Origin of the sequence: Micromonospora coriariae (assembly GCF_900091455.1) — a bacterium.
Classification (GTDB): domain Bacteria; phylum Actinomycetota; class Actinomycetes; order Mycobacteriales; family Micromonosporaceae; genus Micromonospora; species Micromonospora coriariae.
Genome location: NZ_LT607412.1, coordinates 6,129,021 through 6,147,860 on the forward strand (window position 1 = coordinate 6,129,021; position 18,840 = coordinate 6,147,860).

Consider the following 18,840-nt stretch of genomic DNA (forward strand, 5'->3'; position numbering starts at 1 on the left):
ACCGGTCGGCGGGTCACTCCCCGGTCGGTCCACCCGCGAGCTCGGCCACGACGTCGAGGTGGCCGAGGTGGCGGGCGTACTCCTGAAGCAGGTGGAACAGCACCCGCTCCAGCGAGGCGGGGTCGGCGCCGTCCCAGCGCGGGCCCGGTGCGCCGACCTCCGCCAGGTCGTGCGCCGTCACCACCGCGCTGGTGTGCGCACCCTGCGCCCGCAGCGCCGCCACCAACTCCGAGCGGGTCTCCTCCGGCGCGACGTACCAGCGATCCGCGCGGCGGTCACCCCACGGCTCGGGGACATCCCGGCCCTGGAAACCCCACTCGATCCAGCGCAGCTCCACGTACCGCAGGTGCTTGAGCAACTCCAGCGGTGTCCATCCCGACGGCAGGCCGCTGCGCCGCAGCTCCGACTCGGGCAGCGCCGACACCTTGGCCGACACGGACTCCCGGAAGTAGTCCAGGTAGCGCAGGAAGACCTCGGCGCGGTTGCCGGCGGGGCCCGTGGGCTCGGGGAAGGGCGTGGTCATCGGCCCATTGTGCGGCGTGGGTCAGCCGGCGGGCAGATCACGGCCACGCTGCTGGACACCGGCGGCGCCATACGGGTAGTCACCCACCGGTGGGGCGCTCGCCTCGTCCAACAGCCGGGTCTGTGCCGCGTCGAGGACGAGGTCGGCGGCGGTCAAATTGTCGTCGAGCTGCGCCGTCGTCCGCGCCCCGAGGATCACCGAGGTGACCGCCGGGCGGGCCGCCAACCAGGCGAGTGCCACCGCCGACATGGACACGTCCTGTTCGTTGGCCACCTGGCCGACCGCGTCGATCACCCGCCAGGTGCGCTCCTCGGCGTTGCGACCCGCGTACGCCTCGACGCCGCGCTGCGGGTTCTCGCCCAGTCGGGTGGCGCCGGTGGGCGTGCTGTCCCGCTGGTACTTGCCGGTCAGCCAGCCGCCGCCCAGCGGCGACCACGGCAGGATGCCGATGCCCTCGTTCTCGCAGACCGGCACCAGCTCGAACTCGATCTCCCGGGCCAGCAGGTTGTACTGCGGCTGCAGGGTCACGATCGGGGTGAGGTTGAGGTGCTGGGTGAGCAGGGCGGCCTTCTGCAACTGCCAACCGGTGAAGTTGCTGACCCCCGCGTAGCGGATCTTGCCGGCGCGGATCGCGTCGTCGAAGAACCGCAGCGTCTCCGGCAGCGGGGTCAGCGGATCCCAGGCGTGCGCCTGGTAGAGGTCGACGGCCTCGACGCCGAGCCGACGGAGGCTGGCGTCCAGGGCGCGGGTCAGATGCACCCGGGACAGGCCGGCGTCGTTCGCCCCCGGGCCCATCGGGAACCGCCCCTTGGTGGCGATGACCAACCGGTCACGCATACCGGGCCGCGCGGCCAGCCAGCGGCCGACGATCTCCTCGGACACGCCGGCGGAGTAGACGTCGGCGGTGTCGATGAACGTGCCGCCGGCCTCCACGAACCGGTCGAGCTGGGCGAAGCTGCCCACCTCGTCGGTCTCCGCGCCGAAGGTCATCGTGCCCAGGCAGAGGGTCGACACCACAGTGCCGGTGGCGCCCAGAGTGCGATAGCGCATGTCGTCCTTCCGGTCGAGCGACCTGGCCGATCTTGCCACCGCCGCCCTGGGCCCCGACGGCGAGGGCGGCCGCTTGCGGGACCCGGACCCCACGTGGCCGAGGAACATCGGCGTCGTTCATCCTGTTTCGCCACTCAGTAGGCGAATGGGGCGTCTGATGCCTCATGTGCTCGAAATCCTGTTTCGCCACTCAGCGAACGATCGTGCCGTTCGACCGTTCACAGCACGACTTTCGGGATGTGCGAATGGCGAAAAATGCGCCGAAGGCTGAGTCGTGAATCAGGACATACACCGACAAGTTCCCCCATAGCCTCGACCGGTGGCTGTTCACATGTCTTTCGATGGGTTGCCGGATCGCCCTCAGCAGATTCCGCCCACCGTCCTGTCCCGACCCGTCGAACCGGTGTTCGTGGACGCCACTGGCATCCGCCACCGCCGGCTACGACGCGCGGGCGTGCTGGTCGCGGTCGCCTCGCTGAGCTACCTGCCGATGGCCGCGACCGGGTTGCTCGCCGGTCCGCCGGCACCGGCGCAGCCCGGTCCACTGTCCGTCGGCGGCCCGGGCGGCGGGACCGGTGAACACCCTCGGACGGCGCCACCGCCGCTCGGCGATCCGACTCCGGACCTCACCCCGGAGCCCGAGGACACGGTGGATGGTCCGCAACTCGCGGCCGAACCGACACCGGACGATGCGGTGCCGACCACCGTGCCGTCGATCGACCCGCCGGAGCCCGAGCCCAGCCAACCGACCCACGTGCGCCCGACCAGTCGCCCGCCCGCTACGCCTATGCCCCCGACCTCGCCGCCGGCCCCGCCGCCCGAGGGCCCGACACCGCCCGTGGGCCCGACACCGCCCCCCACCCCCTCGCCGACCAGGTCCACTCCGGCCGAGCCCAGCCCCGGACCCGTCACGACCCGGCCGATCACGCCTGACCTCGCGCGATGGGTGACGGGATGACCCTGGTGAACCGTCGCCGCCTCGCCCGCGGCCGCCACGGTGACCGTCGGCCCGGCGGTATCGGCCGGGGGGCCGGGCGGTTCGTCTGCGCCTCCCTGGTGACTGTGGTGATGTGTGTGCTGCTGGTGGAGGCGTACGCCAACTCCAGCTTCAAACCCGATCACGTGCGGGAGTCCGAGGACCAGGGCAGCGTCCCGACCGACGTCCTCAATGGCGGACCCGTGATCGATGCCCGGTACGACCAGCCCCGCTCCTACCGCCTTCCCGCGCGGACCATCGCCCTCACCTTCGACGACGGGCCGGACCCCGTCTGGACCCCCCGGGTGCTCGACGTCCTGCACCGGCATCGAGCCCCGGCCACCTTCTTCGTGATCGGCTCGCAGGTCGCCAGGCACGGGGACCTGGTCCGGCGGGTCAACCAGGAGGGTCACGAGCTCGGCGTGCACACCTTCACCCACCCCGACGTGAGTCTGCTGCCGGGGTGGCGACAACGGATGGAGTACGCGCAGACCCAGATGGCGATCGTGGACGCGGCCGGCGTCCGGACCAGCCTGCTGCGCTTCCCCTATTCCTCCGTGCCCAGCGCCGTCGACGACGCGAACTGGCCGGTGATCCGCGAGGCCGGCCGGCTCGGCTACCTGACTGTGGTGAACGACGTCGACGGGGAGGACTGGTCCCGACCCGGCGTGGACGCGATCGTGCGGCAGATGACGCCAGCCGACGGAGCGGGGGCCGTGGTGCTGCTGCACGACGCCGGCGGAGACCGGTCGCAGACCATCGCGGCGCTGGAGCGCTTCATCCCGATGATGCAGGCGCGCGGCTACACCTTCACGACGATCAGCGACGGGATGAACCGGGCCCGACAGGACGCGGCGCCATTCGTCGGCAACGCCCCCACGTCGACCGTGGACCGCTGGCGGGCCGCCCCCGTGGTGTGGGCGATCCGGCTGGCGGACTCGATCCTGCGCGCGCTCGCCCTGCTCTTCGTGGTCGTCGGGGTCCTCATCCTGGCCCGGACGCTGCTGCTGCTCCTGATCGCCGGACGGCTCGCCCGGCGCCGACGGAAGCACCGCTGGCCCTGGGGATCGTTCGACGCAGCGGTGTCGGTGATCGTGCCCGCGTACAACGAACGGGCCGGAATCGTCGCCACGGTCCGTTCGCTGGTGGCCAACGACCACCGGGACGTCGAGGTGATCGTGGTCGACGACGGCTCGACCGACGGCACGGCAGACCTCGTCGACTCGCTGGGACTGGACGGCGTCCGGGTGATCCGCAAGCCCAACGGCGGCAAGGCCAGCGCCCTCAACACCGGGCTCCTGTACGCCTCGCACGACATCATCGTGACCGTCGACGCGGACACCGTCTTCGAACCGAACGCGATCCGACGGTTGATCGAGCCGTTCAACGACCCGCGGATCGGAGCGGTGGCCGGCAACGTCAAGGTCGCCAACCGGCGGCGGCTGCTCGGCCAGTGGCAGCACATCGAGTACGTCATCGGCTTCAATCTGGACCGCCGGTTCTACGAGAGGCTGGGCTGCATCCCCACCGTCCCGGGAGCGATCGGCGCCTTCCGCCGCCGTGCCCTGCTCGGCGTCGGCGGGATGAGCGGTGACACGCTGGCCGAGGACACCGACATCACCATGGCGATCCTGCGGGCCGGGTGGCGCGTGGTGTACCAGGACCGCGCCCGCGCCTGGACGGAGGCTCCCGCCACGGTTCGCGAGTTGTGGCGGCAGCGCTACCGGTGGAGTTACGGGACCATACAGGCGATGTGGAAGCACCGGCGCGCGGTGTTCGACCGAGGCGCCTCGGGCCGATTCGGCCGGTTCGGCCTGCCGATGCTCGCCCTCTTCGGCGTGGTGCTGCCACTGCTCGGCCCAGTGCTGGACCTGCTCGCCCTCTATGGCCTCTTCTTCCTGGACACGACGAAGACCGCGCTGGCCTGGGTGGCGATGCTGGTCGTCCAGACCGCGACCGCCGCGGTGGCCTTCCGGCTCGACCGGGAACGGATGCGCCCGCTGCTGACCCTGCCGATCCAGCAGTTCGTCTACCGCCAGCTGATGTACGTGGTCCTGGCCCGCTCCGTGGTGACCGCGCTGACCGGCGCCCGGCTGGGCTGGCGCAAGCTCAAGCGGGCCGGTGACGTCGCGGACGACAAACGCCGCGCCGATTCCCCCGCGACGCCTGGCCGCGAGGGGCGCGACCGCTGGTTCGACACGCTGCGGGCGCTGGCGCTGGCTCGAGTCATCACGTACCACATGTTCGGGGCCGCCTGGCTGAGCTTCGCCTTCCCCGCCATGGGCGTGATGTTCGCGCTGGGCGGCTCGCTGATGGCCAGCTCGCTCGATCGCTCGCCGCAGCGGGCCGTCAGCGGTCGACTCCGGCGCCTGCTACCGGCGCTGTGGGCCCTGGGCGTCGTGCTGCTGCCCCTGATGGCCTGGCACGGCTGGTCCGACCGTCCGGCCTGGCCGGCGCTGCTGAACTGGCTGGTCCCGGTGCTGCAGCCGCCGGGCAGCGCGTGGGCGGCGGACGTCACGGGTGTGCTGTGGTACCTCGTCGCGTACCTGTGGTTCGTGCTGCTCTCCCCCGCGGTGTTGACGCTGTACCGACGCTGGCCGGTGTGGTCCGTGCTGACGCCGCTGGCCGGCGTGGTCCTGCTGCAGACCGCGGGGTCGGCACTGGGCGGACGGGTGGATTCGGTTCTGACCGACGTGTCCACGTTCGGCGCCTGCTGGCTCGTGGGCTTCGCACACCGCGACGGTCAGCTGCGACGGCTCCCCCTTCGGTTCCTGCTGACCCTGGCGGCGCTGTGCCTGGGACTCGCCGTCGGTTGGCTCCTCATCCACCCGGGTGCCGGGCTCGACCTCAACGACATCCCGGTGGCGCAGGCGTTCTGGTCGCTCGGAATCGTGCTGCTGCTGATGCGGGTGTCCCCACCGATGACCTGGATCGCCCGGATCCGGCCACTGGATCGGCTGGTCACCGCGTTGAACAGTCGTGCCCTGACCATCTACCTCTGGCACAACGCGGCCATCGCGGTCTGCTTCGCCGTCGGTGACCTGCTCGGGGTCTGGCGACTCGGCAAGCTGGGTTACCTGGTGGTCGCCCTGGTGCTGCTCACCGGACTGGTTCTGGCCCTCGGTTGGATCGAGGACCTCAGCGCCCGGCGGTCGCCTCGCTTGTCGCCCTGGCCCCGGGCGCCGCGAACGGCAGAGCGGGATCGGGCAGGACAACCGGCTTCGGGGGCCGCAGCGTCCGATGGGAAGGACGTTCCAGATGGGCTACACGAACACGCGCGATCAGTACTGACGTGAGCGTTGTTCGGCGCGAAACCACGCCGCGACGGCACGGCCGGAAAACGACACGGCCCGGCTGAGCCGCCGTCGGCGGAGACGGTGATGGGGGTGATCACCGTCGGCCGGCACGGGCCTCGCCTCCTACGGGCCCGTGCCGGCCACCCCAACGAGAAGGCACAGTGCAGCGTCCCCGACGGCGAGGTGCCGCCGAGGCCCGGGCCAGCAGGCTTCTGCCAGCCCGGCAACGAGAGGAGTTGGTGATGTGGCAGCCGCCTACACCGGCAGAGCAGGAACTGTGGAACGCCGTGGTGGCCGGCGTACGAGCGGTCAACCAGATGGATCACGGGCGATTCCGTGCTTCCGTCGTCCGCCTCCTACGGCTGCCGAACGCGTGGACGCACGAGGTCCTCAGGGACACCGCGGAGCTGCTCGTCGACGAGCTCGACCCGGACGGGAAGGTGGACAGGAGGTTGCTGGCCGCACTGCTCCCCGACGGTCACCGACCGCCGGTCGCCGACGTACCCGGCGAACCGGCGCTGACGCGGCACGGACTACTGCTCATCGCCCAGCTGGCGGACGCCGCGCAGGTCAACGTCGGAGCATTCGTCGACGTGGCCCTGGCCATGAACAGGCGGGCTGAGGGAACCGTCGCCGCATCGGTCCCCCACTGCCGCATCGGGCGCTGACGCCCGAAGCCGCCACGTCGCGGGGGTCGACGTCAGGTGGCGGGCCACCATTGTGGCCGGAGATCGGTGATGATGTGCGCGTGAGCGAATCCGCCACCACCGACCGCCCGCACCAGCCAGCCCCAACGTCCCCGCCGCCGGCGCCACCGGCGCCCGGTCCGCGCGCGCTCGGGCCGTGGCTGCTGGCCGGGGCGGTCAGCGTGACGCTGCTGCTGCTCGCCGGCCGCTACGGCTACCACCGGGACGAGCTGTACTTCCTGCTCTGCGGCCGGCACCTCGACTGGGGCTACGTCGACCAGGGCCCGCTGGTCCCGGCGCTGGCCCGGCTGCTCGACACGATCGCCCCGGGCAACCTGGTCGTGCTGCGTACCCCGTCGGCACTGCTGGCCGGTGCCGCGGTCCTGCTGGTCGCCGCCATCGCCCGGGAGTTCGGCGCCGGCCGGGGCGGGCAGAGCTTCGCGGCGCTGCTCGCCGCGCTGTCCGGCATCGTGCTCGCCGGCGGGCACCTGCTCAGCACCACCACCATCGACCTGCTGGCCTGGCTGGCCGCGGCGTGGTGTGCGGTGCGGCTGCTGCGCACCGGCGACAGCCGGTGGGCGCTCGGCATCGGGGTGGCGCTCGGCGTGGGCATGCTCAACAAGTTGCTGCCCGCGCTGCTGGCCGTGGGCCTGATCGCCGGGGTGGGCATCGCCGGGCCGCGTCGGCTGCTGCGCGACCGGTGGGTGCTCGCCGCCGCCGGGATCGCCGCGCTGCTGGCCGCGCCGAACCTGATCTGGCAGGCCACGCACGGCTTTCCGCAGCTGTCGGTGGCCGCCTCGATCTCCGGTGGTGACAGCTCCTACAGCGGCCGCCTCGACGCGCTCACCCTCCAGTTCGTCATCATCAGCCCGTACGCGGTGCCGATCTGGATCGCCGGGCTCGTCGCGTTGCTGCGCCGACCGGCGTGGCGGGCGTACCGCCCGGTGGGCTGGGCGTGGCTGGTCGTGGTCGGCATCGTGCTGATCGCCGGCGGCAAGGGCTACTACGACGCGCCGCTGTTGCTGGTGCTCACCGCCGCCGGTGCGGTGGTGACCGCCGCATGGGCGTCCCGTGGCGCGCCGAGGCTGCGTCGGAGCCTGCTCGCGCTGGGCGCGGTGCCGTTCCTCCTGCCCACCGTCGTGCTGCTGCTGCCGGTGCTGCCGGCCGAACGGTTGCCCGGCTTCGTGGTGGACGTCAACTACGACGCCGGTGAGACCATCGGTTGGCCGGCGTTCACCGACTCGGTGGCCACCGTCCACCGTGGCCTGCCGCCCGCGGAGCGCCCGCGGACGGTCATCCTGACCGGCAACTACGGCGAGGCGGGCGCGTTGGCCCGCTACGGCCCGGCCCGTGGTCTCCCCCACGCGTACTCCGGGCACAACAGCATGGTCGACTTCGGCCGGCCACCAGCCGACGCCGACGTGGTGATCGTCGTCGGCTGGGAACGCTCCGCCCCGCTGAACGCCTGGTTCGACGAGTGCGCGCCCGCCGGGCGGGTGGACCAGCGGGTCGAGGTGGACAACGACGAGAACGGCGGCCCGATCTTCGTGTGCCGAGGGCTGCGGCGCCCGTGGGCGCAGATCTGGGACACCGAGGTACGCCACGCCGGCTGACGGCGGGGTCAGTGGTCGCTGGCGCCGGTCAGCCAGGTGCGTACCGCGGGAAGGGCCTCCGGGCCGGAGTCGGTGCCGACGTCGCGGGCGAGATCGGCGATCGTGACCGCGGCCAGCGCCTCGCGCCACGCTTCCTCGGCGGTCCACATGGCGCGGGCAACCGGGCACGCCCGGGTGCAGGCGTTCGCCGGGGTCGCCAGCGGGCCGCGTTGCCGGATCTCGGTGCAGACGAAGGCGGGTCCGGGGCCGTCGACGGCCCGTACCACGTCGAGCAACGTGATGCTCTCCGGTGCGCGGGTCAGGGCGTAGCCACCGGACTTGCCCTGGACGGAGTGGATGAGGCCGGCGCGGGCGAGCGACTGGAGTTGCTTGGCGAGGTAGCTGCTGGAGACGTCGTGCAGCTCCGCGAGCCTGGCCGCCGGGACGGGCCTGCTGCTGACCGTGAGGACGACGCAGCAGTGCAGCGCCCATTCGACCCCGCCGGACATCTTCATCGCCTCACCCTAGCCACCCCGATACTCGGACCCATGCTGTCCGAGTATAGTTCTCGGACATAGGAAGTCCGAGTATCCGGCCCGGCGAACAGACGGGCTGGAATCACCACAGGGAAGGTGGAACGAACATGAAGATCGCCGTGATGGGTGGGACCGGCCTGATCGGGTCCCAGGTCGTCAAGATCCTGCGGGCGGCCGGGCACGACGCGCTGCCGCACTCGCAGTCGACCGGGGTCGACCTGCTCACCGGGCAGGGTCTGGCCGAGGCGCTCAAGGACGCCGACGTCGTCGTCAACCTGACGAATTCGCCGACCTTCGACGACGCCTCCCCCGCCTTCTTCCAGACGACCATGGACAACCTCCTGACCGCCGCCGAGCGGGCCGGCGTCGGGCACGCCGTGATCCTCTCGATCGTGGGCGTCGACCTGGTCCCCGACCTGGCGTACTACCGCGCCAAGGTCCTCCAGGAGGACATCCTCAAGGCCGGTCCCGTCCCCTACTCGATCGTCCGCGCCACCCAGTTCTTCGAGTTCATCGGCGCGGTCATGTCCTGGACCGCCGACGAGAACACCGTCCGCCTGCCCAGCAGTGCGCTACAGCCGATGGCGGCGGCCGACGTCGCCCAGGCCGTCGCCGACGTCAGCGCGGGCGTTCCCCTGCAGGGCATCCGCAACGTCGCCGGCCCCGACGTCTTCCCGCTCGACGAGCTGGGCCGGATCACCCTCGCCGCCCAGGGCGACCAGCGCACCGTCACCACCGACGACAGCGCCGGGATGTTCGCGGCGACGCCCAGCGGTGTGCTGATCGCCCCCCAGGACGCCGTGATCGCGCCCACCTCCTACCGCGACTGGCTCGCCCGCTGACCCTGGCGAGCAGGGGTGGTGTCCGGCGTCGGGACGATCGGTCGCCCGACGCCGGTCGGCCGTGTGCCTGCTCAGCGCTTCGGGCGGACCGCCCCGGGATGCAGGACGCTCAGGTGTGACCGGGTTGAGTGGCGCGGGCCGGTCCGGCGCCGCGACAGCGTACGGATCAGGTCGGCGTGCACCCGCTGCTCGTCACGGGGGCTGAGCCCGAGCTGGTTGTGCAGCAGGTGGACCAGGTCGAACGTCATCGCGCCGTCGTACCCCGGGGTGCCGCGGCACGCGTCCAACAGACGCGACCAGCACGTCAGCGGATGGCGTTCGGTGGCCAGCGCGGCGGAGATCCGCTGCCAGCGAGCGCCCGGCAGTACGGTCAGGCCCACGGACGTGGTGGGCTCGGCCCCGTTCCGCACTGCGGGACAGCTGCGCACGGCCGCCACCATGGCGAGGTCGACGGCTGCGGCGAGCCGGGCCTGGCGGCCAGGGGTCATTCCGATCAGATCGACCGCCACGCCGACCAGTCGTGGATCGCGGGCCGGCGGAGCGCTCAGGTGCGGGGCGTGCACCGGCCCCTCCGCGCCGACCGCCGCACACAGCCCGGCCAGTCGGGCGGCCAGCAGTCGCGGCGCGCGTCCCAGCAGGTGAAGGTTGACCACGCGGGACGACTGTCGGGTGAATGACCAGCCGGACAGTTCGCCGGTGGCCTGGAGATCACGCAACAGTGGACTGACACCGCGGGTGAGGAACGCGTCGGCCACCGCGGCGCGGGGCGGCAAAAGGCACTGGAATGCGTGCCATTGCTCCGACTCGTTCAGCGCTCCCTCCACATTTACCGGATTGTCCAGATAGGATCGGTATTGAACGGTCATCCGAAGTCCCCCCAAGGCGTCGCACCGCCGGGGTCGACATTAAGCGACGGCGAACGATGCGACAGTAGGGGAAACCCCACATTGTCGTGAACCCAACGCAACGGCCGGTACGCGCTGCGTCAAGAACAAAGCCGACTATTTCGGTTTTTGGGTGTCAACATTTGCTCTCTTCGGCGATAGGACCAACCGGTCGCGTGATCGCCGTTCTTGGCTTGCCACCCTAGAGTTGCATCTGCCGCTCGCCCGAGCGCCGGCAATTGGCACCGCTGGTGTCGGGCACGCCGAGAGGCCCGAACGGGACACATCCTGGGGGTGGCAGTTGAAGCTGGACCGAAGCTCGCCGCATCGTCGCGGACGACCAGGCCGCCCGGCCGTCGTCGCACCGCACGACGCGCGTCCGACCGCGTCCACGCGACGGCTCACCTCGGCGGTCGGCGCCGTGCGAGCGATCGTCGTGGGCCACCGATGAACACCAGTGAGGAGGACCTCGCCCCGGCAGCGTCGGGCGACCCTCTCGAGCCCCTGGTCGGCCGCAACTGCGCGCTCGACCTGTTCGACCGGGCTCTGACGGGTGTCCGCGACGGCCAGCCAACGATGATCGAGTTCGTGGGCGACCCCGGCACCGGCAAGACGCGACTGCTGCGCGAGGTCGCCGCGCGGGCCCGACGGGCCGGCGTACCGGTGCTGGCCGCCGCCGGGCGCGACGGTGGCCAGGTCCAGGGTGCCCTCGCCAGCCTGCTGGACGCGTCGGCGACCCCGCTGCTGTTACTCGTGGACGACCTGCACACCGTCTCGCCCGCGACGGCGGCTCTGCTGGGCCGGCTCGCGCAGGTGCCGCCCCCCGGTCTGCTGTGGGTCACCGCCTACCGGCCGCGACAGATGCCCTCCTGCGCGACGGCCGCGCTCGCCGCCGGGATCTATCTGAGCCGCCGGGCGGTCACCCTGAGCCCGCTCGATCCGGCCAGCGTCGCCGCGCTTCTCGGGCTGCCGGAAGGGCGCGCCGCCCGGCGGGTGCACCTGCTCTCCGGCGGTGTGCCCCGCTACGTGCTGGCCTACCGGCCGGGTGCCCTGGACGGTCCGGTCGCCGCCCTGCGTGGCCTACCCACCGAGCTGCCCGTCGACGTCACCGGCGCGGTCCAGCTCGACCTGGACGGGCTGACCGACGAGCAACGGCAGATGCTGGAGGTCGTCTCGGTGTGCCCGGGCGGGTTCGAGCCGGCACTGGCCGGGGCGCTGGCCGGTCGCGGCCCGGAGGTCACCAGCGATCTGCTCGACGCGCTGGTGGCCGCCGACCTGTTGCGTACCGACCCGGCCGAGGCGTCGACCCTGTCGTTCCGGCACGAGGTGGACCGCACAGTGGTGTACCGCTCGCTCTCCCCCGGCCGGCGACGACGGCTGCACGCCACGGCGGCCAGCGTCCTGCGCGATGCCGGACATCCGGTGGGTCGGTACGCCGAGCACCTGTCGGCCAGCGGACAGTGCGCCGAACCAGCGACCGCCGACGCGCTGATCGAGGCCGCGGAGAGCGCGCTGGCGCCCCGACTCGACGCGATCCGCTGGTTGACCAACGTGCAACGGCTGCTGCCGGCCGCCGAGTTCACCGAGCCGCGCCGCACCCGGCTGGAGTTCGCCATGGCCGATGCGCTTGTCGGTGCCGGCCACCTGCGCCAGGCCCGCACCCTGTTGCAGGAGCTCACCCGCCGCCCGCTCGGCGACTGCGACCAGCGGCTGCGGGCGCTGGCCGCTCGGGCGCGCGTGGAGCGGCTGCTGGGCCGGCCGTTCGACGCGTACGCGCTGGTGCTGCCGCACCGCGACGAGCGGGTCGCGCCGCGCAGCCGCTTCCTGCTGAGCACCGAAGCGGCGATCGCTGGCGTCCTCAGTGGATCGGTGGACGCGGCGGAGCACGCCCGGGGTTTGGATCTGCTGGCCGCGCAGACCGGTGAGCCGGTCTGCGCCACGACGGCGGCGGTGGTGCAGTCGTTCGTGGCGGCGTACAGCGACTGCGGAATTCCGGTGCCGGAAACCCTGGACCGGGCATCGTCCGAGGTGGACGCGCTCGCCGACACCGATCTCGCCCAGCACCCGGACCTGCTGGCCCTGCTCGGCTGGGCCGAGTACTTCCACGAACGGGAACGCTCGGCCCTGCACCACTTCGACCGGGCGCTGGACATCTGTTGCCGCTCCGGTCTGGTGGCGCTGACCCCGTGGCTGCTGGTCGGCCGGTGCGCCGTGACCGCCCGGTTGGGCAACCTGGAGCGCGCCCGGGTCGAGGGCGAGGACGCCGAGGAGGTGGCCGTCGCCATGGGCGTCGACCCTCTGGTGGCGCTGGCGCGCGCGTACCGGGCGATCGCCGTGGCCTGGCGCGGCGGCCCGGCGGCGGCCCGCCAGTTGGCCGACGCCGCCGTGTTGGACGCCGGCACCCGGCGGGGGAACTGGTACGACGGGGCGAGCCAGCGGGTGGCGGCGCGCCTGCGGTTCCTGGCCGGCGACCGGGCCGGTTCGACGTCGGCGTTGCTGCGGGCCTGCGGCGGGGACGGGCTCGACCAGGTCGAGCTGACCAATCGGGCGTGCTGGGCCTCGGCGCTGGCCGAGATGGCCCACAAGGCCGGCCGTCGGGACACGGCGGCGCGCTGGTTGACAGTGGCGGAGCGGTACGCCGAACGGCTGGGGCTACGGGGGCAGAGCGCGCTGACCGGGACCGCCCGGGCCCGGCTGACCCTGGAGGCCGATCCCCGGCGCGCGGCGGAGCTGGCCGCCGCCGCGGCGGACACCTTCGCGACCCTCGGGTGGCGACTGGAGGAGGCGTCGGCGCGGCTGGTGCGGGCACGGGCTCTGTGCGAGGCGCGGGAGTGGGCCGCGGCCGAGGTCGAGCTCGCCGAGACGCGCCGCATCGCGGAGCTGGTCGACTCCCCGCCATTGCGCAGGGCCGTGGCCGGCGAGCAGAGTCGCGCCGCGGGGGCGGCCGGGCGCCTGCCGGATGCGGTCCACGGTGGAGAGCTGACCTTGACGCGCCGGGAGTGGGACATCGCCCGGCTGGTGGCGGCGGGTGCGAGCAACGCCGAAGCCGCGGACCAGGTGTACGTGACGGTCAAGACGGTGGAGGCGCACCTGACACGCATCTTCCGCAAGACGGGGGTGTCGTCGCGTGCCGGGCTGGCGGCGCTGCTGGTCTCCGGCGGGGTCAACCATCGAGGGTCTGGCGAGGATCGCGGGTCCGCACGGAGAACCCCATTTGATCAGTGATGCCCAGTATCAAACGGAGATGAGGGATAGGCGTCCGGTGGTGAGTGTCGGATATCTCGCCTTCTGCCTGCCAGAATCTGATATCTTGTCTCCCACCAACGGCCAAACCCGACAGGGCTGACCGGCGGGCCGGAAGCCGCACTGGCTCTCCCGGAGATGCGCAGGAAAGGCATCGTCGTGAGTCAATACATCATCACCATCGTGCCCGTCGAGGACGACGGTGAGGAGATCACCGGCCCCGTGGCGCAGACCGTCGTCCGTCTGGAGACCGGGAACGGCCACCCGGTCGTGCGGGAGCTCACCGTCCGCGCGCCACAGAGCGCAGGCCTGACCGGCGAGCTGCCGTACGTCGACTTCGACGCCCTGCTGCGCGCCTTCATCCCGCCGCAGGACCGGGACCGGAGCCGCCCGGTCGGCGACATCCCGCCAGCCGCCTCCCGCCCGGCCGTGACGGTCGGGCCGGTCCCCGCGACCACCGCCGCCGCGCCCCGCCCGCAGGCGCCCCGACCCGCCCGCCGGGCCGGTGAAGCCGACCGGCTCAGCCGGCTCAAGGCCGGGCGCGCCTACCGCCGGGCACCCGACCCCGCGGACCTGGAAGCGGTCTACGAGCAGGTCGGCACGATCAGCCGGGTGGCCGAACACTTCGACGTCCCGGTGCACACGGCGCAGGGCTGGATCAGCCGGATGCGCCGCAAGCACGACACCGAGGTCAACGCCGGCTGACCCCGGGCTCGGCCGCCCGGTCGGGCACGTCGGCCAGCGCGTTCGCCACCGCCGGCGCCGCCCGGTCCAGCCAGAGCTTGATGCCGACCTCCGCCGTGTCGAATTCCCGCTCGAGCACGCACAGACCCGAGGTGGGTACGCACGCACCCACCTCGGCCAACAGGGCGCCCAGGTAGGTGTCGACGACGTGCCGGTGACCCGATCGGGCCGCGGTCATCAACGGCACCGCCACCACCCCGGCGAGCGCGCCCCGGGGCAGCACGTCGACGAAGAGCTTCAACAGACCGCTGTACGCCGCCTTGAACGTGGGACTGGCCACCAGCAGCAGCCCCGGTCGACGTACCGCCTCCAGTACCTCGTCGAGGGCTTCCGGTCGGCTGCCCTGACCGACCAGCTCGGCCGTCAACTCGGACAGGTCGATCACGGTCGGCGCTCCGACCGGGGTCGGGCAGGGAGTCAGCCGGGCCCGCAGCGCCGCCGCGGTGGCCAGCGCGACGGTCCGCGTCCGGGAGTGCGGCTTCGGGTTGCCGATCAGCGTGGTCATCGGCAGTTCCGTGACGGATGACGTCATCGGCCCACCGCCAGCTCCGGGGTCCGCGCGGCGCCGGCGTCGAGGAGACCGTCGTGCCGCAGCAGCGGCAGCACCCCCTCACCGAACCAGTACGCCTCCTCCAGGTGCGGCTGCCCGGACAGGATCAGATGCTCGACCCCCGCGGCGTGGTATTCGGCGATCCGCTCCGCGACCTCCTCGTGGCTGCCGACCAGCGCCGCGCCGGCACCGGGTCGGATCAGCGAGTAGCCCGCCCAGACGTTCGGGTACACCTCCATCCGGGCGTTGCCGCCCGCGTGCAGCGCCGCCGCCCGCCGCTGCCCCTCGGAGTCGGTACGGGCGAACCGCCGGCGAGCGGCGGTGATGCGCGCCGAGTCGACGCCGGCGAGCAGCCGGTCCGCCTCGGCCCACGCCTCCCGGGCGGTGTCCCTGGTGATCACGTGCAGTCGACTTCCGGTGTGCAGCGTCCGCCCGGCCTCCGCCGCCAGGTCGCGTGCCCGGCCCAGCAGCTCCCCGAGCTGGGTCGGTGTCTCACCCCAGGCCAGGTAGACGTCCGCGTGCCGGGCCGCCGCCCGCTGTGCCGCCGGTGAGGACCCGCCCAGGAACACGGCCGGCGCGGTGACCGGCGGCCGGGCCAGCAACGCGGCCTTCATCCGGTAGTGCTCGCCGGTGTGGTCGACCGGCTGGCCGCCCCAGAGGCCGCCCAGCACGGTGAGGAACTCCTCCGTTCGGGCGTAGCGGGCGTCGTGGTCGAGCCAGTCGCCGTACCGGCGCTGCTCGTCCGGGTCGCTGCCGGCCACGATGTTGAGCAGCACCCGGCCGGCGGAGACGCGTTGCAGGGTCGCGGCCATCTGGGCGACAAGCGTGGGTGAGGCGAGCCCCGGCCGCAGCGCGATCATGAACTTCAGCCGCTCGGTCTGCGCGGCCAGCGCGGACGCCACCACCCACGGGTCCTCACAGAACAGTCCGGCCGGGGTGAGCACGCTTGTGAACCCCAGCCGGTCGGCGGCGCGGGCCACCTGGGCCAGATAGCCGATGTCCGGTGCCCGGCGGTTCACCCGGGTCGGCCTCGCGCCGCCGCGGGCCGGCTCCGCCAGGTCCCGGCCGTCTCCGTGCGACGGCAGGAACCAGTGCAGGTCCAGTGGCATGGGGTCACTCCCCTTCCGGCGCGGCGTCGAAGCGCGCGGGCATCGCGGTGATGGCGTTCATGAAGTTGGTCCGCATCCGGCGCACCGGCCCGGTCAGTCGAAGCCGGCCCAGATGCGGGCGGATCGCGGTGAGCAGGGCCGCCATCTCCAGCCGGGCCAGGTGCGCGCCCAGGCAGAAGTGCGGTCCGATGCCGAACGCCAGGTGCGGGTTGGGATCGCGGCCGAGGTCCAGCCGGTCCGGGTCCGGGAAGGCGGCGGGGTCCCGGTTGGCCGAGGCGTAGTAGATGACCACCTTGTCCCCGGCGGCGATCCGGGTGCCGTCGAGGACCGTGTCGCGGGTGGCGGTGCGCCGGAACTGCATGATCGGCGTGACCCAGCGCAGCAGCTCCTCCACCGCGGTCCCGGTCAGGTCGGGATCGGCGATCAGCCGGTCCCGCTGCTCGGGGTGCTCCAGCAGCGACTGCACCCCGTTCGAGATCAGGTGCCGGGTGGTCTCGTTGCCGGCGATGACCAGCAGCAGCCAGAGCTGGCACAGTTGCGCGTCGGTCAGCCCCCGGCCGTCGGCCTCGGCGTGCACCAGCAGACTGAGCAGATCGTCGGTCGGCCGGGCGCGCCGCTCGGCGGCCACCTGCCGGACGTACGCGAAGGCCGCTGCGAAGGTTTCCCGGTACCGGTCCACGCTGCCACCGCCGTAGCGCGGATCGTCGAACCCGACCAGGTTGTTGCTCCACTCGAACAGCAGCGTGCGGTCCGCCTGCGGCATGCCGAGCAGGTCGGTGAGGACGAGCAGCGGCAACTCCGCCGCAAGGTCCGCCACCACGTCGATCTCCCGGGCGGCCACCGCCCGCGAGACCACCTCCTCGGCGTGCCGGGTGACCAGCTCACCCAGGCGACCCACCGCGCGCGGGGTGAACGCGCCGGCCACCAGCCGGCGCACCCAGGCGTGCTCCGGAGCGTCCATGTTGATCAGAAGCTGCCGGTTGCGGTGCAGGTCCTGCAGCGTCCTCGGGTCGGCGAGGAACGCGCCGCCGGTGGCGGACGAGAACGCCGCCGGGTCGCGGGACACCTCGGACACGGCGGCGTACCGGGTGACCGCCCAGAAGCCCCGGCCTCGGGAACGCACCGACCGGTCCTGGTCGGTGCGGGTCAGCTCGACCTCGTCGACCCACGCCACCGGCGCCTCCCGCCGGCGGCGGGCGAACTCGTCGTGCGGCACGCCGGTCAGGTAGGTGGCCGGGTCCGCGAGCAGACTCGGTGACACCTGCGCCTGCCGGTAACGGTCCCGCAGCGCCCGCCGGGGCAGCTTGCCGGTGGGCTCACGGGGGATCCGTTCGATCACCTCGTACGAGCGTGGCACCTTGAAACCGGCCAGGCTGGCCCGGCAGTGGGCGTCCAGGACCCGGTCGATGTCCTCGGCCGGCCACGCCGGGTCGAGCTGCACCACCGCCCGGACCTGCTCGCCGAACTCCTGGTCCGGTACGCCGATGACCACCCCGTCCTGCACGGCGGGATGGGTCAGCAGCACCGCCTCCACCTCCGCCGGGTAGACGTTAACCCCGCCGGTGACGATCAGCTCCGCCGAGCGGCCGGTGAGGAACAGGTAGCCGTCCTCGTCCAGGCGGCCGAGGTCGCCGACGGTGAAGGTGTGCGGGGCGACGTGCGCCCGCTCGGTCTGCTCCGGGGCGTTGTGGTAGTGGAATCCCCGGCCCGGCGGCCGCCGGACGGCCACCCGGCCCTCCTGCCCGGCGGGCACCGGCCGGCCCTCGTCGTCGATGACCACCACCTCGGTGGGCGGCGCCGGCCGGCCCACAGTGCCCGGCCGGGCCAGCCAGGTGTGCGAGTCGGCGAGGGTGACGATGCCGGCCTCGGTCGCGGCGTAGTACTCCACGAACACCGGCCCCCACCAGTCGATCATCGCCCGCTTGGTCTCCGGTGGACACGGGCCGCCGCCGTGCCAGATCCGGGTCAGGCTGGCGCCGGAGAACGCCGCCCGGGTGGCGGCGTCGACCCGGAGCAGGCGGATGAACTGGGTCGGCACCAGATGACTGATCGTGATCTTCTCCTCATCGATCAGTCGCAGCACCTCGACCGGGTCGAACCCGCGGCGCATCACGAGCCCGCACCCGCGCAGCAGCGGAAACTGGGCGAAGAACAGCTGCGCCGAGTGGTACCAGGGACCGACCAGCAGGGCCTGGCCCTCGGTCGGGATGCCCAGCCCGCCGCCCAGCATCTCGGTGGTGGCGGCCACCCGGTCGATCGGAGCACCCACCTTGAGCAGCGGATTGACCACCCCCTTGGGGCGTCCGCTGGTGCCCGAGGTGTAGAGCAGCACACCACCGGAGACCGCCGGGACCGCCGGACCCTCCGGCAGGCCGTCCACCTGCGTGAAACCCTCCCCACCGTCGACCGTCACCAACAGCTCGGGCGCCGCCGGGGTGCGGGCCACCGCCTCGCGCACTGTCGCCGCGTACGTCGCCTCGGTCAGCACCGCCCGGGCGCCGCAGTCGGTCAGGATGTGGGCGATCTCCGGTGCGGTGAGGTGCCAGTTGACCGGCACCGCCACCAGTCCCGTGTGCACGCAGGCCAGCAGCGCCTCGAAGGTCTCGTGCCGGTTGCCGAGCACGAACGCCACCCGGTCCCCCACGTCCAGGCCGGCTCCGCGCAGCACGCCGATCCACCGGTCCACCGACAGGTCCAGCTCCGCCCACGTCCGCGTGGTCCGCTCGTCGGTCAGCGCTATGTCGCCGGCCCGGTCCCGGACCATGTTCTTCAGCAGCTCGGCCACTTGTCACTCCTGTCTGCGCGTGGT

General features: G+C 72.6%; 13 protein-coding genes. 6 read left to right on the plus strand and 7 right to left on the minus strand.

Translation table 11 applies throughout. The annotated features are described in order from the left end of the window. Positions 1-13: 13 nt before the first annotated feature. Complete coding sequence (locus GA0070607_RS28450; RefSeq protein WP_089020932.1) at positions 14-523, minus strand: mycothiol transferase; 510 nt, start codon at positions 521-523, stop codon at positions 14-16. A gap of 21 nt (positions 524-544) precedes the next feature. Continuing rightward, complete coding sequence (locus tag GA0070607_RS28455) at positions 545-1,573, minus strand: aldo/keto reductase (RefSeq protein ID WP_089020933.1); 1,029 nt, start codon at positions 1,571-1,573, stop codon at positions 545-547. Between the two features lie 954 nt (positions 1,574-2,527). On the opposite strand from GA0070607_RS28455, the gene GA0070607_RS34000 reads away from it, so the two are divergent. The 3 genes from GA0070607_RS34000 (at position 2,528) to GA0070607_RS28475 (ending at position 8,144) form a co-directional block, all read left to right on the plus strand. After that, positions 2,528-5,845 carry a glycosyltransferase gene (locus GA0070607_RS34000; RefSeq protein ID WP_172899121.1) on the plus strand — a complete coding sequence of 1,106 codons (3,318 nt, stop codon included), beginning with the start codon at positions 2,528-2,530 and terminating at the stop codon, positions 5,843-5,845. Positions 5,846-6,087: 242 nt separating this feature from the next. Then, complete coding sequence (locus tag GA0070607_RS28470) at positions 6,088-6,513, plus strand: hypothetical protein (protein WP_089020936.1); 426 nt, start codon at positions 6,088-6,090, stop codon at positions 6,511-6,513. A gap of 80 nt (positions 6,514-6,593) precedes the next feature. Next, entirely contained in the window at positions 6,594-8,144 is a 1,551-nt protein-coding gene (locus tag GA0070607_RS28475; RefSeq protein ID WP_089020937.1) for an ArnT family glycosyltransferase, read from the plus strand. 8 nt (positions 8,145-8,152) lie between these two features. On the opposite strand, the gene GA0070607_RS28480 is transcribed toward GA0070607_RS28475, so the two are convergent. Then, a complete protein-coding gene (locus GA0070607_RS28480; protein WP_089020938.1) occupies positions 8,153-8,638 on the minus strand; it encodes an RrF2 family transcriptional regulator in 486 nt (161 codons plus the stop codon). Between the two features lie 128 nt (positions 8,639-8,766). Here GA0070607_RS28480 and GA0070607_RS28485 point away from each other — a divergent pair, with 128 nt between their 5' ends. Beyond that, entirely contained in the window at positions 8,767-9,501 is a 735-nt protein-coding gene (locus tag GA0070607_RS28485; protein WP_089020939.1) for an SDR family oxidoreductase, read from the plus strand. Positions 9,502-9,572: 71 nt separating this feature from the next. Here GA0070607_RS28485 and GA0070607_RS28490 read toward each other — a convergent pair whose 3' ends face one another. Next, entirely contained in the window at positions 9,573-10,367 is a 795-nt protein-coding gene (locus tag GA0070607_RS28490) for a hypothetical protein (protein ID WP_157743293.1), read from the minus strand. Positions 10,368-10,832: 465 nt separating this feature from the next. On the opposite strand from GA0070607_RS28490, the gene GA0070607_RS28495 reads away from it, so the two are divergent. Continuing rightward, positions 10,833-13,610 (plus strand): helix-turn-helix transcriptional regulator, encoded by a 2,778-nt coding sequence (locus GA0070607_RS28495; RefSeq protein ID WP_089020941.1) that lies wholly within the window; start codon positions 10,833-10,835, stop codon positions 13,608-13,610. Between the two features lie 177 nt (positions 13,611-13,787). Beyond that, the gene (locus GA0070607_RS28500; RefSeq protein WP_089020942.1) at positions 13,788-14,333 is read left to right on the plus strand and encodes a hypothetical protein; all 546 of its coding nucleotides are present in this window, start codon (positions 13,788-13,790) and stop codon (positions 14,331-14,333) included. On the opposite strand, the gene GA0070607_RS28505 is transcribed toward GA0070607_RS28500, so the two are convergent. The 3 genes from GA0070607_RS28505 to GA0070607_RS28515 are packed head-to-tail and all read right to left on the minus strand — an operon-like array spanning position 14,320 to position 18,816. Continuing rightward, entirely contained in the window at positions 14,320-14,904 is a 585-nt protein-coding gene (locus GA0070607_RS28505) for an NAD(P)H-dependent oxidoreductase (RefSeq protein WP_089020943.1), read from the minus strand. The two genes, GA0070607_RS28500 and GA0070607_RS28505, sit on opposite strands and share 14 nt — an antisense overlap. Next, positions 14,901-16,031: an LLM class flavin-dependent oxidoreductase gene (locus tag GA0070607_RS28510; RefSeq protein WP_089020944.1), complete on the minus strand. Its 1,131-nt coding sequence runs from the start codon at positions 16,029-16,031 to the stop codon at positions 14,901-14,903. The genes GA0070607_RS28505 and GA0070607_RS28510 overlap by 4 nt, the downstream gene beginning before the upstream one ends. A 4-nt stretch (positions 16,032-16,035) precedes the next feature. Beyond that, a complete protein-coding gene (locus tag GA0070607_RS28515; RefSeq protein ID WP_089020945.1) occupies positions 16,036-18,816 on the minus strand; it encodes a cytochrome P450 in 2,781 nt (926 codons plus the stop codon). Positions 18,817-18,840 lie beyond the last annotated feature (24 nt).

Bases quoted from the DNA above. Each gene is read 5' to 3' on its own strand.
- GA0070607_RS28450 (WP_089020932.1), bottom strand. From the start codon at position 523: ATGACCACGCCCTTCCCCGAGCCCACGGGCCCCGCCGGCAACCGCGCC.
- GA0070607_RS28455 (WP_089020933.1), bottom strand. From the start codon at position 1,573: ATGCGCTATCGCACTCTGGGCGCCACCGGCACTGTGGTGTCGACCCTC.
- GA0070607_RS34000 (WP_172899121.1), top strand. From the start codon at position 2,528: ATGACCCTGGTGAACCGTCGCCGCCTCGCCCGCGGCCGCCACGGTGAC.
- GA0070607_RS28470 (WP_089020936.1), top strand. From the start codon at position 6,088: ATGTGGCAGCCGCCTACACCGGCAGAGCAGGAACTGTGGAACGCCGTG.
- GA0070607_RS28480 (WP_089020938.1), bottom strand. From the start codon at position 8,638: ATGAAGATGTCCGGCGGGGTCGAATGGGCGCTGCACTGCTGCGTCGTC.
- GA0070607_RS28485 (WP_089020939.1), top strand. From the start codon at position 8,767: ATGAAGATCGCCGTGATGGGTGGGACCGGCCTGATCGGGTCCCAGGTC.
- GA0070607_RS28490 (WP_157743293.1), bottom strand. From the start codon at position 10,367: ATGACCGTTCAATACCGATCCTATCTGGACAATCCGGTAAATGTGGAG.
- GA0070607_RS28495 (WP_089020941.1), top strand. From the start codon at position 10,833: ATGAACACCAGTGAGGAGGACCTCGCCCCGGCAGCGTCGGGCGACCCT.
- GA0070607_RS28505 (WP_089020943.1), bottom strand. From the start codon at position 14,904: ATGACGTCATCCGTCACGGAACTGCCGATGACCACGCTGATCGGCAAC.
- GA0070607_RS28510 (WP_089020944.1), bottom strand. From the start codon at position 16,031: ATGCCACTGGACCTGCACTGGTTCCTGCCGTCGCACGGAGACGGCCGG.